At 66.9% G+C, this 18,039-nt stretch carries 19 protein-coding genes; 7 read left to right on the top strand and 12 right to left on the bottom strand.

What is annotated here, in order from left to right:
• Positions 1–59: 59 nt before the first annotated feature.
• The 5 genes from MKK67_RS26035 to MKK67_RS26015 are packed head-to-tail and all read right to left on the bottom strand — an operon-like array spanning position 60 to position 4,920.
• Positions 60–779: an ABC transporter ATP-binding protein gene (locus MKK67_RS26035; RefSeq protein ID WP_243957423.1), complete on the bottom strand. Its 720-nt coding sequence runs from the start codon at positions 777–779 to the stop codon at positions 60–62.
• Positions 776–1,567: an ABC transporter ATP-binding protein gene (locus tag MKK67_RS26030; protein WP_243957425.1), complete on the bottom strand. Its 792-nt coding sequence runs from the start codon at positions 1,565–1,567 to the stop codon at positions 776–778. The genes MKK67_RS26035 and MKK67_RS26030 overlap by 4 nt, the downstream gene beginning before the upstream one ends.
• Entirely contained in the window at positions 1,564–2,790 is a 1,227-nt protein-coding gene (locus tag MKK67_RS26025) for a branched-chain amino acid ABC transporter permease (RefSeq protein ID WP_243957427.1), read from the bottom strand. The genes MKK67_RS26030 and MKK67_RS26025 overlap by 4 nt, the downstream gene beginning before the upstream one ends.
• A 28-nt stretch (positions 2,791–2,818) precedes the next feature.
• On the bottom strand, positions 2,819–3,730 hold the full coding sequence (locus MKK67_RS26020; protein ID WP_243970943.1) for a branched-chain amino acid ABC transporter permease: 912 nt from the start codon (positions 3,728–3,730) through the stop codon (positions 2,819–2,821).
• A gap of 23 nt (positions 3,731–3,753) precedes the next feature.
• Positions 3,754–4,920 (bottom strand): branched-chain amino acid ABC transporter substrate-binding protein, encoded by a 1,167-nt coding sequence (locus MKK67_RS26015; RefSeq protein WP_243957428.1) that lies wholly within the window; start codon positions 4,918–4,920, stop codon positions 3,754–3,756.
• A 217-nt stretch (positions 4,921–5,137) separates the two neighbouring features.
• Between MKK67_RS26015 and MKK67_RS26010 the strand changes: the two genes are divergently transcribed.
• A complete protein-coding gene (locus tag MKK67_RS26010) occupies positions 5,138–6,115 on the top strand; it encodes a dipeptidase (protein WP_243957429.1) in 978 nt (325 codons plus the stop codon).
• A 5-nt stretch (positions 6,116–6,120) separates the two neighbouring features.
• Positions 6,121–6,651, top strand: a complete 531-nt coding sequence (locus tag MKK67_RS26005) for a 4-vinyl reductase (RefSeq protein ID WP_243943940.1) — start codon at positions 6,121–6,123, stop codon at positions 6,649–6,651.
• A gap of 52 nt (positions 6,652–6,703) precedes the next feature.
• Here MKK67_RS26005 and solA read toward each other — a convergent pair whose 3' ends face one another.
• The 6 genes from solA to MKK67_RS25975 all read right to left on the bottom strand — a co-directional run bounded on the left by solA (position 6,704) and on the right by MKK67_RS25975 (position 12,620).
• Entirely contained in the window at positions 6,704–7,864 is a 1,161-nt protein-coding gene (gene solA / locus MKK67_RS26000; protein ID WP_243957430.1) for an N-methyl-L-tryptophan oxidase, read from the bottom strand.
• Positions 7,865–8,156: 292 nt separating this feature from the next.
• A complete protein-coding gene (locus tag MKK67_RS25995; protein ID WP_243943945.1) occupies positions 8,157–9,095 on the bottom strand; it encodes an arginase family protein in 939 nt (312 codons plus the stop codon).
• Positions 9,092–10,351, bottom strand: a complete 1,260-nt coding sequence (locus MKK67_RS25990; protein ID WP_243957431.1) for a M20/M25/M40 family metallo-hydrolase — start codon at positions 10,349–10,351, stop codon at positions 9,092–9,094. Before MKK67_RS25990 ends, MKK67_RS25995 begins: the two co-directional genes overlap by 4 nt.
• Positions 10,338–11,003 carry an amino acid ABC transporter permease gene (locus MKK67_RS25985; protein ID WP_243957432.1) on the bottom strand — a complete coding sequence of 222 codons (666 nt, stop codon included), beginning with the start codon at positions 11,001–11,003 and terminating at the stop codon, positions 10,338–10,340. Before MKK67_RS25985 ends, MKK67_RS25990 begins: the two co-directional genes overlap by 14 nt.
• Positions 11,004–11,013: 10 nt before the next feature.
• A complete protein-coding gene (locus MKK67_RS25980) occupies positions 11,014–11,823 on the bottom strand; it encodes an ABC transporter substrate-binding protein (RefSeq protein ID WP_243943951.1) in 810 nt (269 codons plus the stop codon).
• Positions 11,824–11,855: 32 nt separating this feature from the next.
• Entirely contained in the window at positions 11,856–12,620 is a 765-nt protein-coding gene (locus MKK67_RS25975; protein WP_243970976.1) for an amino acid ABC transporter ATP-binding protein, read from the bottom strand.
• Positions 12,621–12,729: 109 nt separating this feature from the next.
• Between MKK67_RS25975 and MKK67_RS25970 the strand changes: the two genes are divergently transcribed.
• From MKK67_RS25970 to MKK67_RS25950, 5 genes are all read left to right on the top strand, one after another.
• Positions 12,730–13,629 (top strand): LysR family transcriptional regulator, encoded by a 900-nt coding sequence (locus tag MKK67_RS25970; protein WP_243957433.1) that lies wholly within the window; start codon positions 12,730–12,732, stop codon positions 13,627–13,629.
• On the top strand, positions 13,626–14,894 hold the full coding sequence (locus MKK67_RS25965) for a M28 family metallopeptidase (protein ID WP_243957435.1): 1,269 nt from the start codon (positions 13,626–13,628) through the stop codon (positions 14,892–14,894). Before MKK67_RS25970 ends, MKK67_RS25965 begins: the two co-directional genes overlap by 4 nt.
• Before the next feature lie 331 nt (positions 14,895–15,225).
• Positions 15,226–15,507 carry a hypothetical protein gene (locus tag MKK67_RS25960; RefSeq protein WP_313899043.1) on the top strand — a complete coding sequence of 94 codons (282 nt, stop codon included), beginning with the start codon at positions 15,226–15,228 and terminating at the stop codon, positions 15,505–15,507.
• A 94-nt stretch (positions 15,508–15,601) separates the two neighbouring features.
• Positions 15,602–16,333, top strand: coding sequence for a Crp/Fnr family transcriptional regulator (locus MKK67_RS25955; protein WP_243970938.1), 732 nt, complete (start codon positions 15,602–15,604; stop codon positions 16,331–16,333).
• Between the two features lie 336 nt (positions 16,334–16,669).
• On the top strand, positions 16,670–17,377 hold the full coding sequence (locus MKK67_RS25950) for a Crp/Fnr family transcriptional regulator (protein ID WP_243957439.1): 708 nt from the start codon (positions 16,670–16,672) through the stop codon (positions 17,375–17,377).
• Between the two features lie 3 nt (positions 17,378–17,380).
• On the opposite strand, the gene MKK67_RS25945 is transcribed toward MKK67_RS25950, so the two are convergent.
• Complete coding sequence (locus MKK67_RS25945) at positions 17,381–17,923, bottom strand: hypothetical protein (RefSeq protein ID WP_243957441.1); 543 nt, start codon at positions 17,921–17,923, stop codon at positions 17,381–17,383.
• Positions 17,924–18,039 lie beyond the last annotated feature (116 nt).

Below are 18,039 nucleotides of genomic sequence, written 5' to 3'. Positions count from 1 at the left end.
CGGTCGGCCTCCTGCTGCAAGAGGCGGACCAGGGGCGAGCGAACAGCGGGACGCTGGCGTCAGTTCACAGCGCCGAAATAGGCCCGTTGTAGTTCGGGGTCGTCCCGCAGCGTCGCGGAGGAGCCCTGCGCCACGATGCGCCCGCCGGATAGGACATAGCCGTAATGGGCGATCGCTAGGGTCTGGTTCACGTTCTGCTCGACGAGCAGGACCGTGACGCCTGTCGCATTGATTCGGGCGATCACATTGAAGTTCTCTTGCACGAAGAGCGGCGACAGCCCCAGCGAGGGCTCGTCGATCACGAGGAGCTTCGGATCGGTCATCAGCCCCCGGCCGATCGACACCATGGCCTGCTCGCCGCCGGACATCGTCCCGGCGAGCTGACGTGCCCGTTCCGCGAGACGCGGGAAGACGGCATGCACGCCGTCGAGCCGACGCCGGATCTCCCGCTCGGACGACACGCGGTAGGCGCCGAGCCGCAGGTTCTCCTCGACGGTCATCTTGGAAAAGATCCGCCGGCCCTCGGGAATGCAGCCGATCCCGAGGCTGACCACATCGTGCGTCTGCATCCCGTCGAGTTTGCGCCCATCGAAGGAAATGGAGCCCCGGTGCGGCGGTGTGAGACGCAGGATCGAACGGATCAGCGTGGTCTTGCCGGCGCCGTTTGAGCCAAGGATGCAGGTGATCCGCCCAGGGGCCACCTCGAGGGTGATGTCGTCGAGGACATCGACACGGTCGTAGGTGGTGAAGACGCCGTCGATGGTCAGGCGCGCGGTCATGAATGCCCCAGATAGGCTTCGCGGACGGTCGGGTCGGCGGCCACTTCGCGGAAGCGGCCCTCGCAGATCTTGCGGCCGTAGTTGAGGACGACGCAGCGGTCGGTGATGCGCTCGATCAATCCCATCTCGTGTTCGACGATGATAACGGTCAGATCGCCACGGCTGCGCTGCACGTCGAGGATTTCGTCGATGAGCTGGTTGGTCTCGTCGTGGGTCATGCCGGCGGAGGGCTCGTCGAGGAGCAGGATTTTCGGCCGTCCGATGAGGGCCCGGCAGATCTCGACCCGGCGGCGGTCGATCATGCCGAGGGCGACTGCCGGCTCGTCGAGACGCTGGGCGAGGTCCGGGTTGAACAACCGGGCTAGATCCCGTGCCTCCTCGGCGAGGGCCGCGACAGTCCGCGCCAGAGTGCGGCGGCGCAGAAGATTGTCGATCACACCTTGCGGTAGACGCTCTTGTGCGCCGAGCGCGATGTTGTCGAAGACGGAGAGCGGCAGGCACAGACGCGAACGCTGGAAGGTCCGGGCGAGACCGAGCCCGGCGAGCGCGTGGGCGGGCTCGCGGGTGATGTCGCGGCCATCGAGGACGATGGTGCCGGCCGCCGCCGGGTAGATGCCGCTCGTCACGTTGAAGAAGGTGGTCTTGCCCGAGCCGTTCGGGCCGATCAGACCCAACACCTCGCCGCGCCGGACCGTCAGGTCAAGGGCGTTGAGGGCAAAGAGGCCGCCGAAGCGGACGGACAGGCCCTTCGCCTCCAGGATCGCGGGGGCTGCCGCCGGGACGCTCATGCCCGACGCCCCGCGACGAGGGTCCGGGTACGGCGGGGCAACAGGCCGCCGGGGCTGAGGACGAGGACGAGGATCACCAGTACCGCGAAGAGCAGAAGCCGGTATTCCTGGATGAATTGCAGCTTCTCCGGCAGCAGGACGACGATCAGCGCGGCCGGCAGTACCCCCCAGCGGTTGCCAATCCCGCCTAGGATGACGATCGACACCATCATCAGCGAGTCGCCGAGGGTGAAATTGTTGGGGGCGATGAATCCGGTCATCTTGGCGTAGATCGCCCCGGCCATCCCGGCGAGCACGTTACCCAGGGTGAAGGCGAGGATCTTCCAGCGGGCGATCCGCAGGCCGAAGACCTGGGCGGCGACCTCGTCGAGCCGCACTGCGTCGAGACGGACGCCGATCCACGATCGATCGAGGAGACCGACGAGCGCCAGGGCCGCCGCGGTGAGGGCGAGGCAGAGCAGGACGTAGTTGGCGTAGAACGAGAACGTCATGCCGAACAGGCTGAGGTCGTTCGAGAAGTCCCAGCCGAACAACGTGATCGGCGCGAGCTTCAAACCTTGCGGTCCGCCGAGCATCTCGTTGGCGTCGAGGAAGACGTTGAACATCACGCCGAAGGCCAGGGTCGTCAGGGCGGCGTAGTGGCCTCGTGTCCGCAGGAGCGGCAGGACAAGGAGCGAGCCGATCGCGACGGCGACGGCGCCCCCGAGCAGGATGCCCGCGAGGTCCGGGATGGCGATTCCCTCGGCCTGGCCGAGGGCCGCTGCGGTATAGCCACCGCAGCCGAGGAAGGCCGCGGCGCAGAAATTCGAGAGGCCGGCATAGCCGAGCTGGATAGTCAGACCGAGACACACCGTGGCGTAGATCAGCACCGTCGCCAGCATCAGGAGGCCGAAATTGTCATCGCGCAGCACGACGAGGATGCCGAGGCAGGCCGCTACCAGCACGAGCCGCGTCGGCCAGGGATGACCGGCGGCGCCGCGCTCCACGGCGGCGATCACCCGGAACCGGGCGGCGGCGAACCACGCAATCCCGCAGGCCACCAGCGTCGAGAGGACGAGCCTCTGGTCCTCCGCATGGACCAGGAAGGCGACCGCCCCGGCACAGGCGGCCACGACGGCCGCGAAGACCGCGAAATCCGAAGTCCGCCGGGCTCTCACCCCGGCCGCCATTGACAGTGCGTCCCGGGGGACCTCGTCTTGGGTGGAGCGGTGGCGCATCAGCATCGGTACGTCATCCGGGCGGGAGGAAAGGTCAGACGCGCTCGCTGGCGCGCTCGGCCAGCAGCCCGGTGGGGCGCCACGTGATCAGGGCGATGACGGCGACGAACGCGACGACGTTCTTGTATTCGCTGAAGGCCGGCAGGGCGGCGACGACCGCCGTTTGGAGGCCGGCGAAGAGGTAGCCCCCGAGGATCGCCCCCCAGAGATTGCCGAGGCCGCCCACGATGGCCGCACTGAAGCCGATCACCGCGATCAACAGGCCCATGCCGTAGTTGATCTCGCTATAGTACAGGCCGGAGATCACCCCCGCGAAGCCCGCCGTCGCCGAACCGAGAGCGAAAGTCAGGGGGACGACACGGAAGAAGTTGACGCCCATCGTTCGGGCGGTTTCCTGATCCTCCGCCACCGCCCGCATCGCGAGCCCGAAGCGGGTGCGGTTGATGATGTGCTGGACGAGGGCGATGAGCAGGAGCCCGGCCACGATCAGGATCAGCCCGTCGTAGCGGACGAAGACACCACCGACGGTCGCCCCCCCAGGTGGCAGCAGGGCGGGGAAGCGCTGCGAATTGGTGCCGTTGGGGAAGAACAGCCGGATCGCCTCGCGGATCACGGTGCCGACCATCATCGTCATCAGCAGCAGGTTAAGAGGCGGGGCGGAGCGCAGGGGCAGGATCAGGAGGCGGGAGATCCCGGCGCCGAGGAGCGCGGCGAGACCTACGGCCGTCGAGACGGCGGCCAGGATCTGCACGCTCGTCGGCAGCCCTGCGGCGGCGGCGGCAGTCGCCGCGACCAGGGCGCCGAAGGCCCCGAACGTCATCACGTCCCCATGGGAGAACTTGATGACGTTCATCACACCGAAGAAGATCGTGAACCCCATCGCCACGAGGCCGTAGATCGTCCCCTGCATGAGCCCGTTGAGGACGTACTGGCCGATCGCGCTCATCGCATGTCTCCGATCGCTCGGTCTCAGCGGTGCAGTAACTTGCGCTTGCCGCTCGCGTACTCGCTGTCCTCCCAGACCACCCACTTTCCGTCCTGCACCACGTACTTCGTGGTGAGCGGCGTGATGTTCTGGCCGTGGTCGTCGAAGGTGATCGGCCCGACGATCGAGGGCACGTCCTTCACGTCACCGAGCGCCGCGGTGATCTTCGCCCGGTCAGGCCCCACCGCCTCGATCTGCTGCATCAGCAGGTGGGTGGCGATGTAGGCGAAGGGGCCGTAGGCCTCCGGCGGCTCCCGGTAGCCCGCCGCCTTGTAGTTTTCAGTGAAGGCCGCGCCGCCGGGCATCTTGGAGAGGGGCGGCGAATCGAAGAAGGTCACGGTGCCTTCGGCGAGATCCGGCCCGACGGCGTTGATGAACGCATCGCCCATGATCCCCGAATTGCCTTCGAGCTGCGCCTTGATGCCGAGCTTGTCCATTTGGGTCCGCAAGCGCGTTCCCAGCGGCGTAAGGCCGCCGAAATATATCACCTCTGGATTAAGCTCCTTGATCTTCGTCAGTTCGGCGCTGAGATCCTGTTGATCGGGCGCGACCGCGAAGTTTCCGAGAATGGTTCCACCATTTTCCTTGGTGAAATCGGTGAAATATTTGTTCATCGACTTGCCGTAATCGGTCGAGTCGGCGAATGAGACGAAGGTTTTGTAACCATTTTCCTTCATAAACTGCGCACCGACCCGGTTTTGGCCGATCAGGATGCCGCTCACCCGGTGGATTTCTGGGTACTTGTGGGCATAGGTGATTTCGGGCAGCACAGCCGCCCACACCACCATCGGCAGCTTGAAGCGGTGGAACACATCGACGGTGGCAATAGCGGTGGCCGAGCAGTAGTGCGGCACCGCCGCCGCGATGCTCCGGTCTGACCCGAGCTTTGTCACGACCTGCACGCCGACGTTCGGCTTACACTCATCATCCTGGACGACGAGTTCGTACTGGTAGGTGTGGGCCGGATCGGCGTTGAACAGCTTCACGGCAAGTTCGGCAGAGTTGCGGGCACCGATTCCGTGCGGAGAGTTCGGGCCGGTGAGGGGACCGACGAACGCGATCTTCACCGTGTCCTTGGCCTCGGCCCATCCTGGAATGAGAAGTGTGCCCGCCGCCGCCACCGCGAGGCACCGCCGCATGATCCGACCCATTCCGCCTCTCCGTCTGAATTCGAGGGCAGACTAGGCAGCGCGGCCATAAGCAGACTAGCACGCAAGCGCGCTGGCCCCTGAACGGATGCGCCATCGGTGCCACCGTGGAGCGAGGCGCGTGCGTACCGATGCGATGACGGAAACGTCCTAGCTGTCGTGCGACAGAAGGGTCGATCAAGGACGACCCAAACCCCGGAAGCCCCAGCGGAGACCGCGCATGCCGTCCGACCTGCACGACCGATCGATCGTCATCGACGGCCTGATCATCTCTGATTTCGGCCGACCGGTCTTCGAGGACATGCGGAAGGCTGGGCTCACCGCCGCGAACTGCACCTGCTGCGTCTGGGAGAATTTCACGGAGACGATGCGCAACGTGATGCGCTGGAAAACGTATTTACGCGACCATACGGACCTGATCACGCAAATCTACACCACCGCCGACATACGGGCCGCCAAGGAGGCTGGGAAAACCGGGATCATCCTTGGCTGGCAGAACATCACCGGCATCGAGGACCAGATCGGCTATCTCGGCCTGTTCAAGGAACTCGGTGTCGGCATCATCCAGATGGCCTACAACACTCAGAACCTCGTCGGCACCGGCTGCTACGAGAGCCGGGATGGCGGCCTTTCCGATTTCGGGCACGATGTGCTGGCCGAGATGAACCGGCTCGGCGTCCTAGCCGACCTCTCGCATGTGGGTCCCAAGACCAGCGAGGACGTGATTGTCGCCTCGAAGCAACGGGTTGCCTACTCCCATTGCCTTCCGGCCGGGCTGAAGGCGCACCCGCGTAACAAATCCGACGAACAGCTACGCTTCATTGCCGAGCGGGACGGGTTCGTTGGCGTGACCATGTTCCCGCCCTTCCTCAGGCGCGGGCCGGAATCGACGGTCGACGATTACGTCGAGGCGATCGAGTACGTCCTGAACCTGTGCGGCGAAGACAAGGTCGGCATCGGCACCGACTTCACGCAGGGTTACGGCCGGCCGTTCTTCGACTGGATCACCCACGACAAGGGCTATGGCCGCCGGCTCACTGATTTCGGCGAGGTGATCAACCCCGAGGGTCTGCGCACCATCGGCGAGTGGCCCAACCTGACGGCGGCGATGGAGCGCCGTGGCTGGCCGGACGCCCGTATCGAACGGGTCATCGGCGGCAACTGGGTCGCGCTCCTGCGCGACGTGTGGGGAGCGTGAGGACCATGGGCAAGCCGCAGGTCGAGATCCACGTCGACGACGCCACCGGGCGCTGGTCCGTCGATGCGCTGCCGATGATCCTGGTGCCGCAGCACTTCTTCCTCAACAACCACTTTGCCCTTGAGACGGAGCTGGGGCACGAACGGCTGGCCGAGGTGCTGCGGCCCGCAGGCCATCGCTCGGCCTACCATTGGTGTGAGAAGGAAGCTGCTCATCACGGGCTGGACGGCCTCGAGGCCTTCCACCACTACATGCGGCGCATCACCCAGCGCGGCTGGGGTCAGTTCGAGGTACTGGACGTCGATCTTGGCGCCGGCACCGCTTCGGTCCGCCTGCGGAACTCGGCCTTCGTGGACGAGGAGCGCCGACGTCTCGGCCGCAAGGTCTGCACGATGTTCGCTGCGTGGCTCGAAGGCTCGCTCGAGTACGCGGCGGCGGCCTCGGGCCGGACGCTGCATCTCCAGGCCCGGGAAGCCTACTGCGCTGCGGAGGGCACACACGACCATTGCCTGTTCGAGGTCACGCCGCGGGTATAGGCCCCGGCTCTTTCCCTTCCCGGCCGGCTCCCTTCCCGTGACGCCTTCGGCACTACCGACCGGCGGGGCGCAGGCCCGGCCGGTCGAGGCCGAGGAAGCCGATCTCGTGGCGGGTCCGCCCGTCGCCGCTGGCAAGGTCCGCCAAGATCTCGCCGATCACTGAGCAGAACTTGTAGCCGTGCCCCGAGCACGGCGAGGCGAGCACGACCTGCGGATGCTCCGGGTGGTGATCGAGAATGAAGTGCTCGTCGGGGGTGTTGGTGAACATGCAGTCGCGCAGAGCCATGGTCGGTCCGCTGCCGGCGGGGAAGTAGCGTTCCGCGAAGTCGCGCAGGAGGCGCTCGTCGGCGGCATCCGGCTCCCGCCGCACGGCGTCGGGGGCGCCGGTCTCCCCAAGGTGATGGTAGCGCCCGAACTTGAACCCCGGAACCTCATAGACGGGCAGTCCGTAGTAGCGCCCCTCCGGCACCTGCAGGTTGAAGACCGGAAAGCGCGACGGCTCGAACCAAGCGGGCTCCTGTGGCTGGAGCCATGCCAGCACTTGGCGCTCCGGGACGGCAAGACCGGCCAGGGGCGCGGCGAGGTCCGCCGCCCAGGCCCCCGCCGTCAGGACCAGCCGCCCGGCTTCGTAGGTGCCGTGATCGGTCCGCACGACGACCCCGCCCCCAGGGGTCGCCTGCCAGTCGAGAACCTGCTCGCGAGCATGGATTTCCGCGCCGTGGGCCTGCGCAGCCCGGACGTGGGCGACGATCGCCCGCTCGCTGGCCACGAGCCCGCCCTGGGGCTGATAGACGGCGCGCATGCCCTCCGCGAGCCGGTAGGCCGGGAACCGCTCGTTGACCGCGTTGGCAGTGAGGACCTCGTGGGGCAGGTCGTGCAGCCGGGCCGAAGCCAGGGCGCCCTGAAAGACATCGCTCTCCTCGGCGCCGCCGTCGATGGAGCCGGTGATCACCAGGATTTCGTCGCCCGTCGCCGCCTCGAGGTCCCGCCACAGCGCGTAGGCCCGGTGCAGGAGCGGCACATAGGCCGGATCCTCATAGTACGGTAGACGGATGATCCGGCTGATCCCGTGGGACGAACCCATGGCGTGGGGGATGTCGTATCGCTCCAGCCCGAGCACGCGCTGACCGCGCTTGGCCAACTGCCAGGCCGCGGCACTGCCCATCCCGCCAATCCCGACCACGATGACATCGTAGGGCGTGTCCGAACGCATGGCGGCCTGCATCATTGACCTGAGGGCAAAGGATCGCGCCCCGCGTATGGTCATCCCCCGGAAGGCCGGGGATCGGCTTGGACGCAAGCGGCGCATCGGTAAGCTGCATGCGGCACGAGCGGGACCGTGCTTTGTCTACGATCCCCCGTGCCGGACCGCAGGCTCTGGAAGACAGGCGTGCTCGCCCACTGCGGGAGGGGGCAACCCCTCCATATGCCGCCGGTATCGCCTCTCCTCAGGGCATGGCCCCCAAGGGCGATCTCTCACGCCCGGCTGGTCGGGCCGACGATACTCAGGCCATGTCCTGGATCAGGTCGTGCCGGCGGGCCAGCAGAAGCATACCCTCCATGATCATGTGCGCACACAGATGCGCGGCCATGTCGTTCACGTCCTGCGGCGGGCTCACGGTGTTGAAGTCCATCGCCACGATGTTCAGGCCGCTCAAGCTGCGGATCAGCTCGATTCCCTCCCGCGCCGTCAGGCCGCCCCAGGTGGGCGTGCAGACGCCGGGGGCGACGGACGGATCGAAGACATCCATGTCCCAGCAGAGATAGACCGGCCGTTCGCCCACGGTGCTGCGGAACTCGGCCATGGTCTGCGCGAAGCCCCGCCGCAGCAACGTCTCCGCGGTCACGACACGGAAACCGAGATGGGCCGCGTGGGTGAGCACGCCGCTGCAATAGGTGAACCCGCGCACCCCCACATGCCAGGACCGGGAGGCGTCGACCCAGCCTTCCTCCGCGGCGTTCGTGAACTGCGTCGCGGCGTTGTAGCGGTCGTCCGGCTCGTAGGGATAGGCGTCCGTGTGGCTGTCGATATGGAGCGCGACGAGCCCCGGGTGGCGGCGCCCCGCCGCTCGCATGAGGGCTAGCGATACCGAACCGTCGCCGCCGATCCCGACCGGCACGGCCCCCGCATCGAGGATCGCGCCGGCCGCCGCCTCGATCCGGGGCAGCGCGTCGTCGATGCGCCCCGGCGTGAGGGCGACGTTGCCGCAATCGACGGCGCCGAGGAGGCTCAGCACGTCGACATCCGCCAGCGAGGGGTGGAACCGGCGGATGAGGCCGGATTGGCGGCGCACGGCGGTCGGACCCTGCCGCGCCCCGACCCGGAAGGCGTGCGTTCCGCAGTCGAACGGGACGCCGAGGATCGCCGCCCGGCATCCGGGACCGGGGCTCCCGGCGGGAAGCCCCATGAAGGTTTCCGGCGCGGTGAACAGCGGTTCGGTCAAGGCTGTGTGTCCCTCAGGAAGTCGAAGGCGGTGAGCGCGTGGACGCGGGCGACCTGCCCGAGTTCGGCGATGGCGGCGAACTCGTCGGGGCCGCCCATGCCGTGGGGGGTGGGCCCGTAGACGACGGTGGGGATGCCCCGCATCCGGAACCAACGGGCGTCCGAGCCGCCGACCCGCATGTTCACCGCGACCGGGGCACCCACCACGTCCCCGGCGGCGGCGGCGCACAGGCGCACGAGGCGATGGTTCGGGTCGGTATGGTTCGGCGCGAAGTTCCGCAGCACCCGGACCGTCAGGTCCGGATCGTCGAGGGCGCCGCGGATCGCGGTCTCGACCGCCTCCGCCGCCACGCCGACGGGGAGGCGGATGTCGAGGGCGGCGCGGGCCCGGGACGGGATGAGATTGGGCGAGGTGCCACCCTCGATCCGGCCGAGATTGACGGTGATCCGGCCGAGCGTGTCCGTCTCGCCGGCCCCGGCCAGGGGCTCGGAGATGGGACGCGACCGCGCGATCGCTTCGCTCACGGCGGCCGGTGCAACCACGGGCACCGCCGCCAAGGCCGCGCCGAGCCGGTCCAGCGCCCTGCGCAGCCGGTCGATCGCATTGTCCCCGAGGTGGACGTGGGCGCCGTGGGCGGGCCGGCCCACCGCCTCGACCTCGATCCAGAGGAAGCCCTTCTCGCCGAAGCGCAGGACGCGCGGCGAGCCGGCATCGCCGATGATCACCGCATCCCCCGTCGCGTGGGGTACGGTGTCGAGCAGCCACCGGGTTCCGAGGGGGCCCATCGTCTCCTCGTCTCCGGCCAGCGTGAGAACGACTTCGCCAGGCCATGCGTCCGCGACGTCGGCAAGCCCGGCGAGGGCGACGATGGAGGCGGCGATCCCGCCCTTCATGTCGGCGGCCCCGCGTCCGTACAGGAGCCCATCGATGGTCGCGCCGGCCGGATCGACGCTCCAAGCGCCGGGTTCACCCACGGGGTAGGTGTCGAGATGGCCGTTGAGGATGACCCGCCGGCCAGGGCCCGCGCCCCGAACCCGGGCAACCACGTTCACGATGCCCTCCGCACTCTCGTGCCGCGCGATCTCGGCCGAGGGCACCGTTTCGCGGATGCAGGCGACAGCGACCTCGGCGACCGTGCGGGTGTCCCCAGGCGGGTTCGGGGACGCGGCCGCAATCAGCCGCCGGGCGATGGCGGCCACCTCGGAGGCACGGTCGGTGGCGAGGGCGCGGCGGGCGGCGATGTCAGCGCGCGGCAAGGCGGCGCTCCCAGATGCGGATTGACTGTGTCAGCGGCCAGCAAATTATGAAGTAAATCACCGCAATGAAGGTAAATATCTCCAGCGGACGGAAGGTCGATGACGATAGCTCCATACCCCTTCGGGTGATCTCGCCCACGGAAATCACCGCGGCAAGTGAAGAGTACTTGATGAGCTGCACGAAATTGGCTGCGAGCGGCGGCAGGATCAGGCGGACCGCCTGCGGAAGAACGATCCGGACGAAGCTCTGGCCCGGCGTGAGTCCGAGGACCTGCGCCGCCTCCCGGTGCCCGACCGGGACAGCCTGGATGCCCGCTCGGAAAACCTCGGCGATGAAGGCTGACGAGTAGATCGACAGGCCGAGGACAGCGGCGGCGAAGGCATCGAGGCGGATCCCGAGAAGGATCGGCAGGACGTAATAGGCCCATAGGAGTTGCACGAGGATCGGGGTGTTGCGGATGATCTCGCCATAGACAAGGGCGATCATCCGCAGGGGCCAGAAGCGAGAGCTCGACATGACCGCGACCAGAAGCCCCCCCGCCGTCGCGAAGACGAGGGTCAGCCCCGAGATGATGAGGGTCGTCTGGACGCCTGACAGCAGGAACGGGAGATTCGCCGGAATCACGTCCCAGCGGAATTGATAGGTGCCCATCGCCGGCGGCCTACGGCGCGACGATCGGGCCGAGCCCGTTCTTGTCGGCGAACTTGGCGAGACGCCCGTCGAGCTTGATCGTGTCGACGAACAGATTGACGTAGTTGAGCCAGATCTGGTCGCCCGGCGCGACGACATAGGCGTAGGGCGTCACCGCGAGCTTCTCCGGCGGCAGCAGGTAGGTAACGCCGGGGAACTCCTTCTTCATGCGCAGGGCGGTGGGGAAGTCGCTCATGATGACGTCGGCCCGGTTCGTCATCAGTTCCGCTTGGCTGGTGGCCGGCGGCGCCACGGCGTTGACGGCGGCGTTCTTCAAGTAGCCGCGCATGAACGGCTCGATGTAGGAGCCGAGGGTGACCGCGGCGGTGATCCCCTTCTTGTCAATGTCGCCCCATTGCTTGATCGGGCCGTCCCCCTTCACCACCGCATAGACGTTGGTCACGAGGTACGGCCTCGAGAACTCGACGGCTTGCGCCCGCTTCATGGTCGCGCCGACGCCGAACATGCCGATGTCGCATTTGTTGGCCTGAAGGTCAGCGATGAATGTGCCGAAAGCCGTCTCGACGACTTCGAGCTTGACGCCCATGTCCTTTGCCAACTCCTTCATCAGGTCGGCGTCGATCCCCTCGAGTTCACCGGTCGCGGGGTTGCGGAAGGAGATCGAGTAGTAGAGCGGCCAAGTGCACACGCGCAGCTTGCCGGACTTGGTGATGTCGTAGAGATGCGACTGCGTTTGCTGGGCGTCAGCGGGAAGAATCGCCCCGAGAAGGGCGATCCCGGTCAGGACGGCCGTGAGGAACCCCGTGAAACGACGTGTCATCGTGCAATCCTCCGTCTGAATGCGGGTGTCGGTCAGTCCTCGAACTGTGCCAGGAAGCGGCGCGCGCGGTCGGTGTGGGGCGCGGCGAAGAAGGCCTTAGGTTCGCCCTCCTCGATGATCCGGCCGCCATCCATGAAGACGACGCGGCTGCCGACCTTCTCGGCAAACCCCATCTCGTGGGTCACGACCATCATGGTCATCCCCTCGCCGGCGAGGTCGCGCATCACCGCCAGAACCTCGCGCCGCAATTCTGGGTCGAGCGCGCTCGTCGGCTCGTCGAACAGGAGGACGGCCGGGCGCATGGCCAGGGCGCGGGCGATGGCCACGCGTTGCTGCTGGCCGCCCGAGAGGCGGCCCGGATAGGCATCGCGCTTGTCGGACAGGCCGACCTTGGCGAGCAGCGCCTCGGCCCGGGCGACGGCCTCGTCGCGCATCAGCCCCCGCACGCGGATCGGGGCCTCGATGACATTGGCCAGCACGGTCATATGCGGCCACAGATTGAAGTGCTGGAAGACCATGCCGACGTCCGACCGCACGGCGCGGGCGGCCCGCGCGACGGAGCGGTCCGCCTTACCGCTGGCGACGACCTGATCGTGCATGAGCACGCGGCCCTGGTCCGGTGCCGTGAGGAGGGCAAGGCAGCGCAACAACGTGGTCTTGCCCGAGCCGCTCGGCCCGATGACGCAGACCACCTCCCGTTCGTGCAGGGTGAGATCCACGGCATCGAGGACGCGGTGCGTCCCGAACGCCTTCCCGATCTCCTGACCCACCAGAACCCGTCGCGCCGAAGCCACCATCATTCATCACCGTTCGTGATGGTGGCAGATTGAGGCGATCAGAGAGCGTCTGTCACGCTCGAATTTTAGGCTTGCCAGCGAGTCGATTGCCGCTCGATAAATCATAGTTATGGATCTTCGCCAGATCGAACTTTTCACTGCGATCATCGAGAACGGCAGCCTGACGGCGGCGGCTCGCGCTCTCGGCGTCACGCAGCCGGCCGTGAGCGCCGGGCTGGCACGCCTCGAACGGGCGGTCGGCTTTTCTCTCTTCCGTCGGGACGGCCGGCAGGTGGTGCCCACGTCGGAGGCGATGCTCTTCTACAGAGAGGCCGTCCGCGCCCTCGCCGGCGTCGCGCAACTCGACGATGCGGCCGCCGCCATAGCCGCCACCGCCCGCGGCTCGCTGACGGTCGCCACCAACCCGAGCCCCGGAATCGCTTGGCTTCCCCGCATCGTCGCGGAGTTCCAGCGGACGCGGCCGGACGTCCGCCTGAACCTGCTGACTCGCTCCTCGCTCGAGATCCGGGATCTCGTTGCGGCCCGTGCCTTCGATTTGGGCATCGCCGAGCCGCCCTTCGACAAAAAGGACAGTGTCGTCCGCCGGTATCGCTTCGCGGCGGTCACAGCTCTCAAGACGAATCATCCCCTGGCGATGCACGAGACTTTGACCCCCGCGCTGCTCGACGGCGTGCCGATGATCGGGCTGCTTCCCGCGCACGGCACCACTCCCGCGATCGCTCAGGCCTTCGCCGCGCACGGGGCGGATTTGCGGATCATGGTCCGGTGCGAGTTCTTCGCGACCGCGCTGAACCTCGCGGCAGAGGGTGCTGGGATCGCCCTGGTCGATCCGATCAGCGCGGCGTGCTACGCGGCGCCCGACATCGTCCTCCGGCCGTTCACCCCGCGCATCGTCTACGAGGTGGCCGTGCTGAAGCCGGCGCAGAGCGGCCTCTCCCGTCTCGCTGAGGCCTTCGCTGGGGAGATCGACCGGCACGTTCGGCCCTACCTGATGGAGCACGGTTCGTGACGCAGCCTCTCCCCTCCTCCGTCGCGGCCTCGATTCTGTCAGACCGCCTCCTGCCGGACGAGTTCGCGGCGATCTGTGATTGTGGCGGACGCCTCGCAGGCACATCATCGGAGGATGCCGCAAAAGCCCTCCTCCGGTGCCTGGGCGAGAAGGCGGCGGGGCGCGCGGCCGGGATCGTCCCGACGCCCTATGACGGCTGGCGGTCATCCTCCGCCACGCTGGAACGCGTCGAGGGGGATCGGACCGCTCCGCTGGGCTGCCATCCCCTCGTGCGCACCGTCGCCACGCCGCCCTCCGGGCTGGAGGCGGAGGTCGTGGATGTTGGGCGAGGCACCGAGGCAGAGTTCACCGCGCTTGCTCCCCTCCTGGCGGGCCGCATCGCGTTGGTACGGCACGAATACATGTTCGCGCCTGGGCACATCCACCGCCGGTTGAAATATGCCTGGGCGCGGGAGGCGGGTGCCGTGGGCTTCCTAATCGCCGGACCCCTTCCGACACGCCCGGTCGCGGGATCATCCGGCCGGGGCCGGGAAGACGGAATCCCCGCCCTCGGGATCACGCCAGAGGCCGCTGCACGTCTCGCGCCTACAGGAGCGGGCTACGCCCGGGCCCGGCTCACGATCGTCGCAACGGAGTTCGCAGCCAGCACGGAGGCGATCCTGTTCGACCTGCCGGGGCAAACCGCCGAGACTGTCGTGCTGAGCGCCCATCTCGACGGACACGATCTCGCCGAGAGCGCGATGGACAACGCCACCGGTGTCGCGGCGGCCCTTGCCGTGACGCGGGCGCTCGCCCCTCATGCGGGGCATTTCCGGCGCGGACTGCGCCTCGCCTTCTTCAGCGCCGAGGAATGGGCCCTGACGGGCTCGCGGGTCTATCTAGACCGACTGCCCGAGGCCGAGCGCGAGACCCTCGCCTTGAACATCAACCTCGATTCGGTCGCCGGCTCCGGCCGTCTGACGGCCTTGTGCAGCGGCCTTCCAGGCCTTGCGGCCTGGGCTGAGCGAGCCACCGGCGCGGCGGGCGTGCCCGTCGGGACTTTCCTGCCGCCAATGGCCAACTCGGACCACGCCAACTTCACGCGGCACGGCGTCCCGGCCCTGCGCCTCGTCGCAGGCTTCGATGAAGGAAACTCCAATCTCAGGTACGTTCTGACGGCGGCCGATACGCGCGACAAGGTAACAGTGGGGCAACTGCGTCTAGCGGCCCTCGCCGCCGCCGCGATGGTGTGGTCCGCTCTCACCGATGAGCAGCTTCCCCACTAAGGAGCCTGCCACAACCCTCCCGGACCCTCCAGGGGTGCTCTTCATTGTGGGGAACGCCCCGCAGCCATCGCAGCGCTCGTTCCACCAAATTGCAAATCGAACATGCGGTGATCGTGGCAGACGTTGCTGGAGAATCGCGTTCTTCGTAGGGCTGCAAAGCCAGTCGATCGAACTACGCCAGAATGTCCGGTTCCAGTAGCCCTACGCCTGAAAGCGGATTTTCCGCTTTCGGCCAACTTCAGCCGGCTGCTTCCCGTGGGTGCATTGTTTCAGATCAAAGCGTAGTCAGATAAATTCGGCAGGTTTGAAACGTCCCATGCGGGGAGGTTTCATGCGCGAATATCTCATCACATTTCACAAGATCGTCCTGGATGGCGCCGGGCACGATCGGTGCATCGTGCAACGCCGCACGCGGCTACGCGCGCGATCGGACGTCAGCGCAGTTTGGGAGGCCAAAGCGCTCTTCTGCCGAGCCCTCGGCATCTCGGACTGGCGGCTGCGAGCCGATACCTGCGAGGTCGTGGAGCTGGCGCATTTCACTGCACCGCTCAGATACCCGTTTGGGACAGAGACGGGGCTTTGGGATGACACAGCGCGCGATCAGGGTGCATAAGTGCCGTGCGCATGATGCGGCGGGTTTCCATTGTGCGCTTCAAGAGTGGATCGGGTAAGCTCGTCATTCCGTGAGGAAGTCCGAGACGTGGCTGATGCCGAGCGAGACCTGCGGCCCTGAGCGGCATCCGTGTCGGCATGGACGCACCGAGGGTGGCTGTGCCCACTGCCAAGTTCGCATCGTGAGCGTCTGCTCCGCACTCACACCAGAGGAACTGAACGAGCTCGAATTGCTCAGCCGGCACGTCGTGCTCGATGCGCGTCAGACTCTCTTCTCGCAGGGCGAGGAAACCACGGCCGTCTACAACGTCACCAGGGGAGCCGTACGCCTCTCGCGCCTGCTTCCGGACGGACGCCGCCACGTCATGGGCTTCGCTCTTGTCGGGGACTTCCTCGGCCTCGTGCTGACGGAGCGGCAGACGGTGACCGCCGAGGCCCTGTCACCCGTCACCGTCTGCCGTTTCGATCGCCGTGCGTTCCAAGATCTTATGGTCCGAAAGCCCCATCTCCTGCAGCGCCTGCATGAGCGCGCCGGCTACGAGCTCGGCCTCGCGCAGGAGCTGATGCTGCTGCTCGCCCGACGTGGGGCCGAGGAGAAGGTCGCGAGCTTCTTGGTTGCCCTGCGCGGACGCTACGCGCGCATCGGCCTGACTTCGGTGACGCTGGAGCTGCCTATGGGCCGACAGGACATCGCCGACCATCTCGGCCTCACCATCGAGACGGTAAGCCGCACGCTGACACGCCTAGACCGCGAGAAGCTCATCCTGATCGTACCTGGCGGGGTCCGCCTGCTCGACATGCCCCGACTTGAACGCCTCGGTGGATAACGCAGCCAAAATGCTTCGGCGCGCGGACGCCCTGACATTTGGAGCTGTTGCCTTGATCTGAGACAAGGACCCGGCGGCCCGACGGGATCAGTTCGGAGAAATTGATCACGGAGACACCGATGCCCGACCTGCAAGCCCAACCGTCCCAGCCATCCCCGCGCAAGCTCGGCTTGTCGTAGGCGGCGCCGGGCACTGCGAGCCTGCTGCCCACTTCGGTGACCATGTCGACCCGCCCTGGGGTGCGGGTGCAAGCTCGTGACCGACGATCCACGCATCTCATCTCACGCAGGTCCCGGCCAGCACGCCTGCCTGCTGTCACCTTCAAGGATTGGATCGGTGCCGACCGAGATCTGCGCGAACTGCCCCGTCCGCGAACACGCGCTGTGCAGCAGCCTCAACGACGAGGGTGTGATCGCCTTCACCGGTCTGTGCCAGCGCCGTTGCGTCACGGCGGGCGAGACCGTGATGTGGGCGGGCGACGAGAGCCGGATCTGTGCCAATCTGCTGTCGGGCGTCATGAAGATGGTCGCCGCCACGGCCGACGGACGAGAGCAAATTGTTGGCTTGTTCTACCCGGCCGATTTCGTCGGTGAGCCCTACGCAGAAGAGCACGCCTTCACCGTCACGGCCTTGACCGATGTGGAACTGTGTACGGTCCAGAGACGGCCCTTCGAGCACTTTCTGGAGGAGCACGCGCCGATGGAGAACCTCCTGCTCCAGCGTACATTACGAGCGCTGAAGGAGGCGCGCGGTCGCATGCTGAGCTTGGCCCGCCTCTCGGCCGGTGAGAAGGTGGCCGGACTCCTCATCGACATGGCTGCACGAGCGGAGCGATGTGCCCGGCGACCGGGATCGGACCAACCGGCAACCTTCGATCTGCCGATGACCCGCGGTCATATGGCAGACGTGCTCGGGATGACGATCGAGACGGTGAGCCGACAACTCACGAAGCTGAAGGGCGCCGGCGTGCTCGCCCTCTCGGGCAATCGGACGGTGACGATCAAAGATACACATGCGCTTCGTGCTCGGGCGGCGGCCCGATAGGCGTCAACTCGCCCGCCGGCAGAGGCTGTCGAAGAGCAGCGACTGGCCGCTGGCCGTCAGGTGATCGCGGCCGAGTGCCAGGACCGCAAACTCGTCCAAAACCATCGATTGGCGGCCCGCCGCGAAGAAGCAGCGGAGCATGTACCCGAAAGTCTCGGCCGAGATCCTGCCGTTCGGCACCGGCCCCGCTTGCAGCGCTGCGATCAGGTCCTCAGCGTGCACGAGGTCATCGGTGTGGCGTGCATCGACGTGGCGCATCAATGCCGCCGCCAGCGGATCCTGCCCCGCCCACCCAAAGATCCTGGTGATGAACGCATCGCCTTCCCTCTCTCCCTCGACGAACGCGCCGAGCGCCAGGCGCAGCCGTTCAGCCTGTGTGTCCGTCGGCCAGACGGGCAAGCTGTCGGCACAGGCTTCCAACAGATCGCATAGGCACGCTAGCTGCTCGTGACGTGTCATCATACGATCCAGGTCTGCTTCCTGAATGACGCACGACTGTCCCGAGGCGTGTATCGGGCTGTCGCTAGATGTGTCTGGCGCCATCATCGATATCTCCTGACGCACACTCGTGTGGTCATGCCGGCGTCGGCGGATACATGCTTGATGAGCCGGGCGCAGCTCGGCCGCTACTAGAAGTCTCCCCCGTCACGGCTGCGCCTGAC

Source organism: Methylobacterium sp. J-072 (assembly GCF_022829425.1).
In the GTDB taxonomy this organism is placed as follows: domain Bacteria; phylum Pseudomonadota; class Alphaproteobacteria; order Rhizobiales; family Beijerinckiaceae; genus Methylobacterium.
This window is presented reverse-complemented; position numbering and strand designations above follow the sequence as displayed.

Excerpts from the sequence above, each read along its gene's own strand:
- MKK67_RS25980 (WP_243943951.1), bottom strand. The coding sequence starts at position 11,823 with ATGACACGTCGTTTCACGGGGTTCCTCACGGCCGTCCTGACCGGGATC.
- MKK67_RS25975 (WP_243970976.1), bottom strand. The coding sequence starts at position 12,620 with ATGGTGGCTTCGGCGCGACGGGTTCTGGTGGGTCAGGAGATCGGGAAG.
- MKK67_RS26010 (WP_243957429.1), top strand. The coding sequence starts at position 5,138 with ATGCCGTCCGACCTGCACGACCGATCGATCGTCATCGACGGCCTGATC.
- MKK67_RS26005 (WP_243943940.1), top strand. The coding sequence starts at position 6,121 with ATGGGCAAGCCGCAGGTCGAGATCCACGTCGACGACGCCACCGGGCGC.
- MKK67_RS26015 (WP_243957428.1), bottom strand. The coding sequence starts at position 4,920 with ATGGGTCGGATCATGCGGCGGTGCCTCGCGGTGGCGGCGGCGGGCACA.
- MKK67_RS26020 (WP_243970943.1), bottom strand. The coding sequence starts at position 3,730 with ATGAGCGCGATCGGCCAGTACGTCCTCAACGGGCTCATGCAGGGGACG.
- MKK67_RS25955 (WP_243970938.1), top strand. The coding sequence starts at position 15,602 with ATGCCGAGCGAGACCTGCGGCCCTGAGCGGCATCCGTGTCGGCATGGA.
- MKK67_RS26030 (WP_243957425.1), bottom strand. The coding sequence starts at position 1,567 with ATGAGCGTCCCGGCGGCAGCCCCCGCGATCCTGGAGGCGAAGGGCCTG.
- MKK67_RS25970 (WP_243957433.1), top strand. The coding sequence starts at position 12,730 with ATGGATCTTCGCCAGATCGAACTTTTCACTGCGATCATCGAGAACGGC.
- solA (WP_243957430.1), bottom strand. The coding sequence starts at position 7,864 with ATGCGTTCGGACACGCCCTACGATGTCATCGTGGTCGGGATTGGCGGG.
- MKK67_RS26025 (WP_243957427.1), bottom strand. The coding sequence starts at position 2,790 with ATGCTGATGCGCCACCGCTCCACCCAAGACGAGGTCCCCCGGGACGCA.
- MKK67_RS25945 (WP_243957441.1), bottom strand. The coding sequence starts at position 17,923 with ATGATGGCGCCAGACACATCTAGCGACAGCCCGATACACGCCTCGGGA.
- MKK67_RS25985 (WP_243957432.1), bottom strand. The coding sequence starts at position 11,003 with ATGGGCACCTATCAATTCCGCTGGGACGTGATTCCGGCGAATCTCCCG.
- MKK67_RS25960 (WP_313899043.1), top strand. The coding sequence starts at position 15,226 with ATGCGCGAATATCTCATCACATTTCACAAGATCGTCCTGGATGGCGCC.
- MKK67_RS26035 (WP_243957423.1), bottom strand. The coding sequence starts at position 779 with ATGACCGCGCGCCTGACCATCGACGGCGTCTTCACCACCTACGACCGT.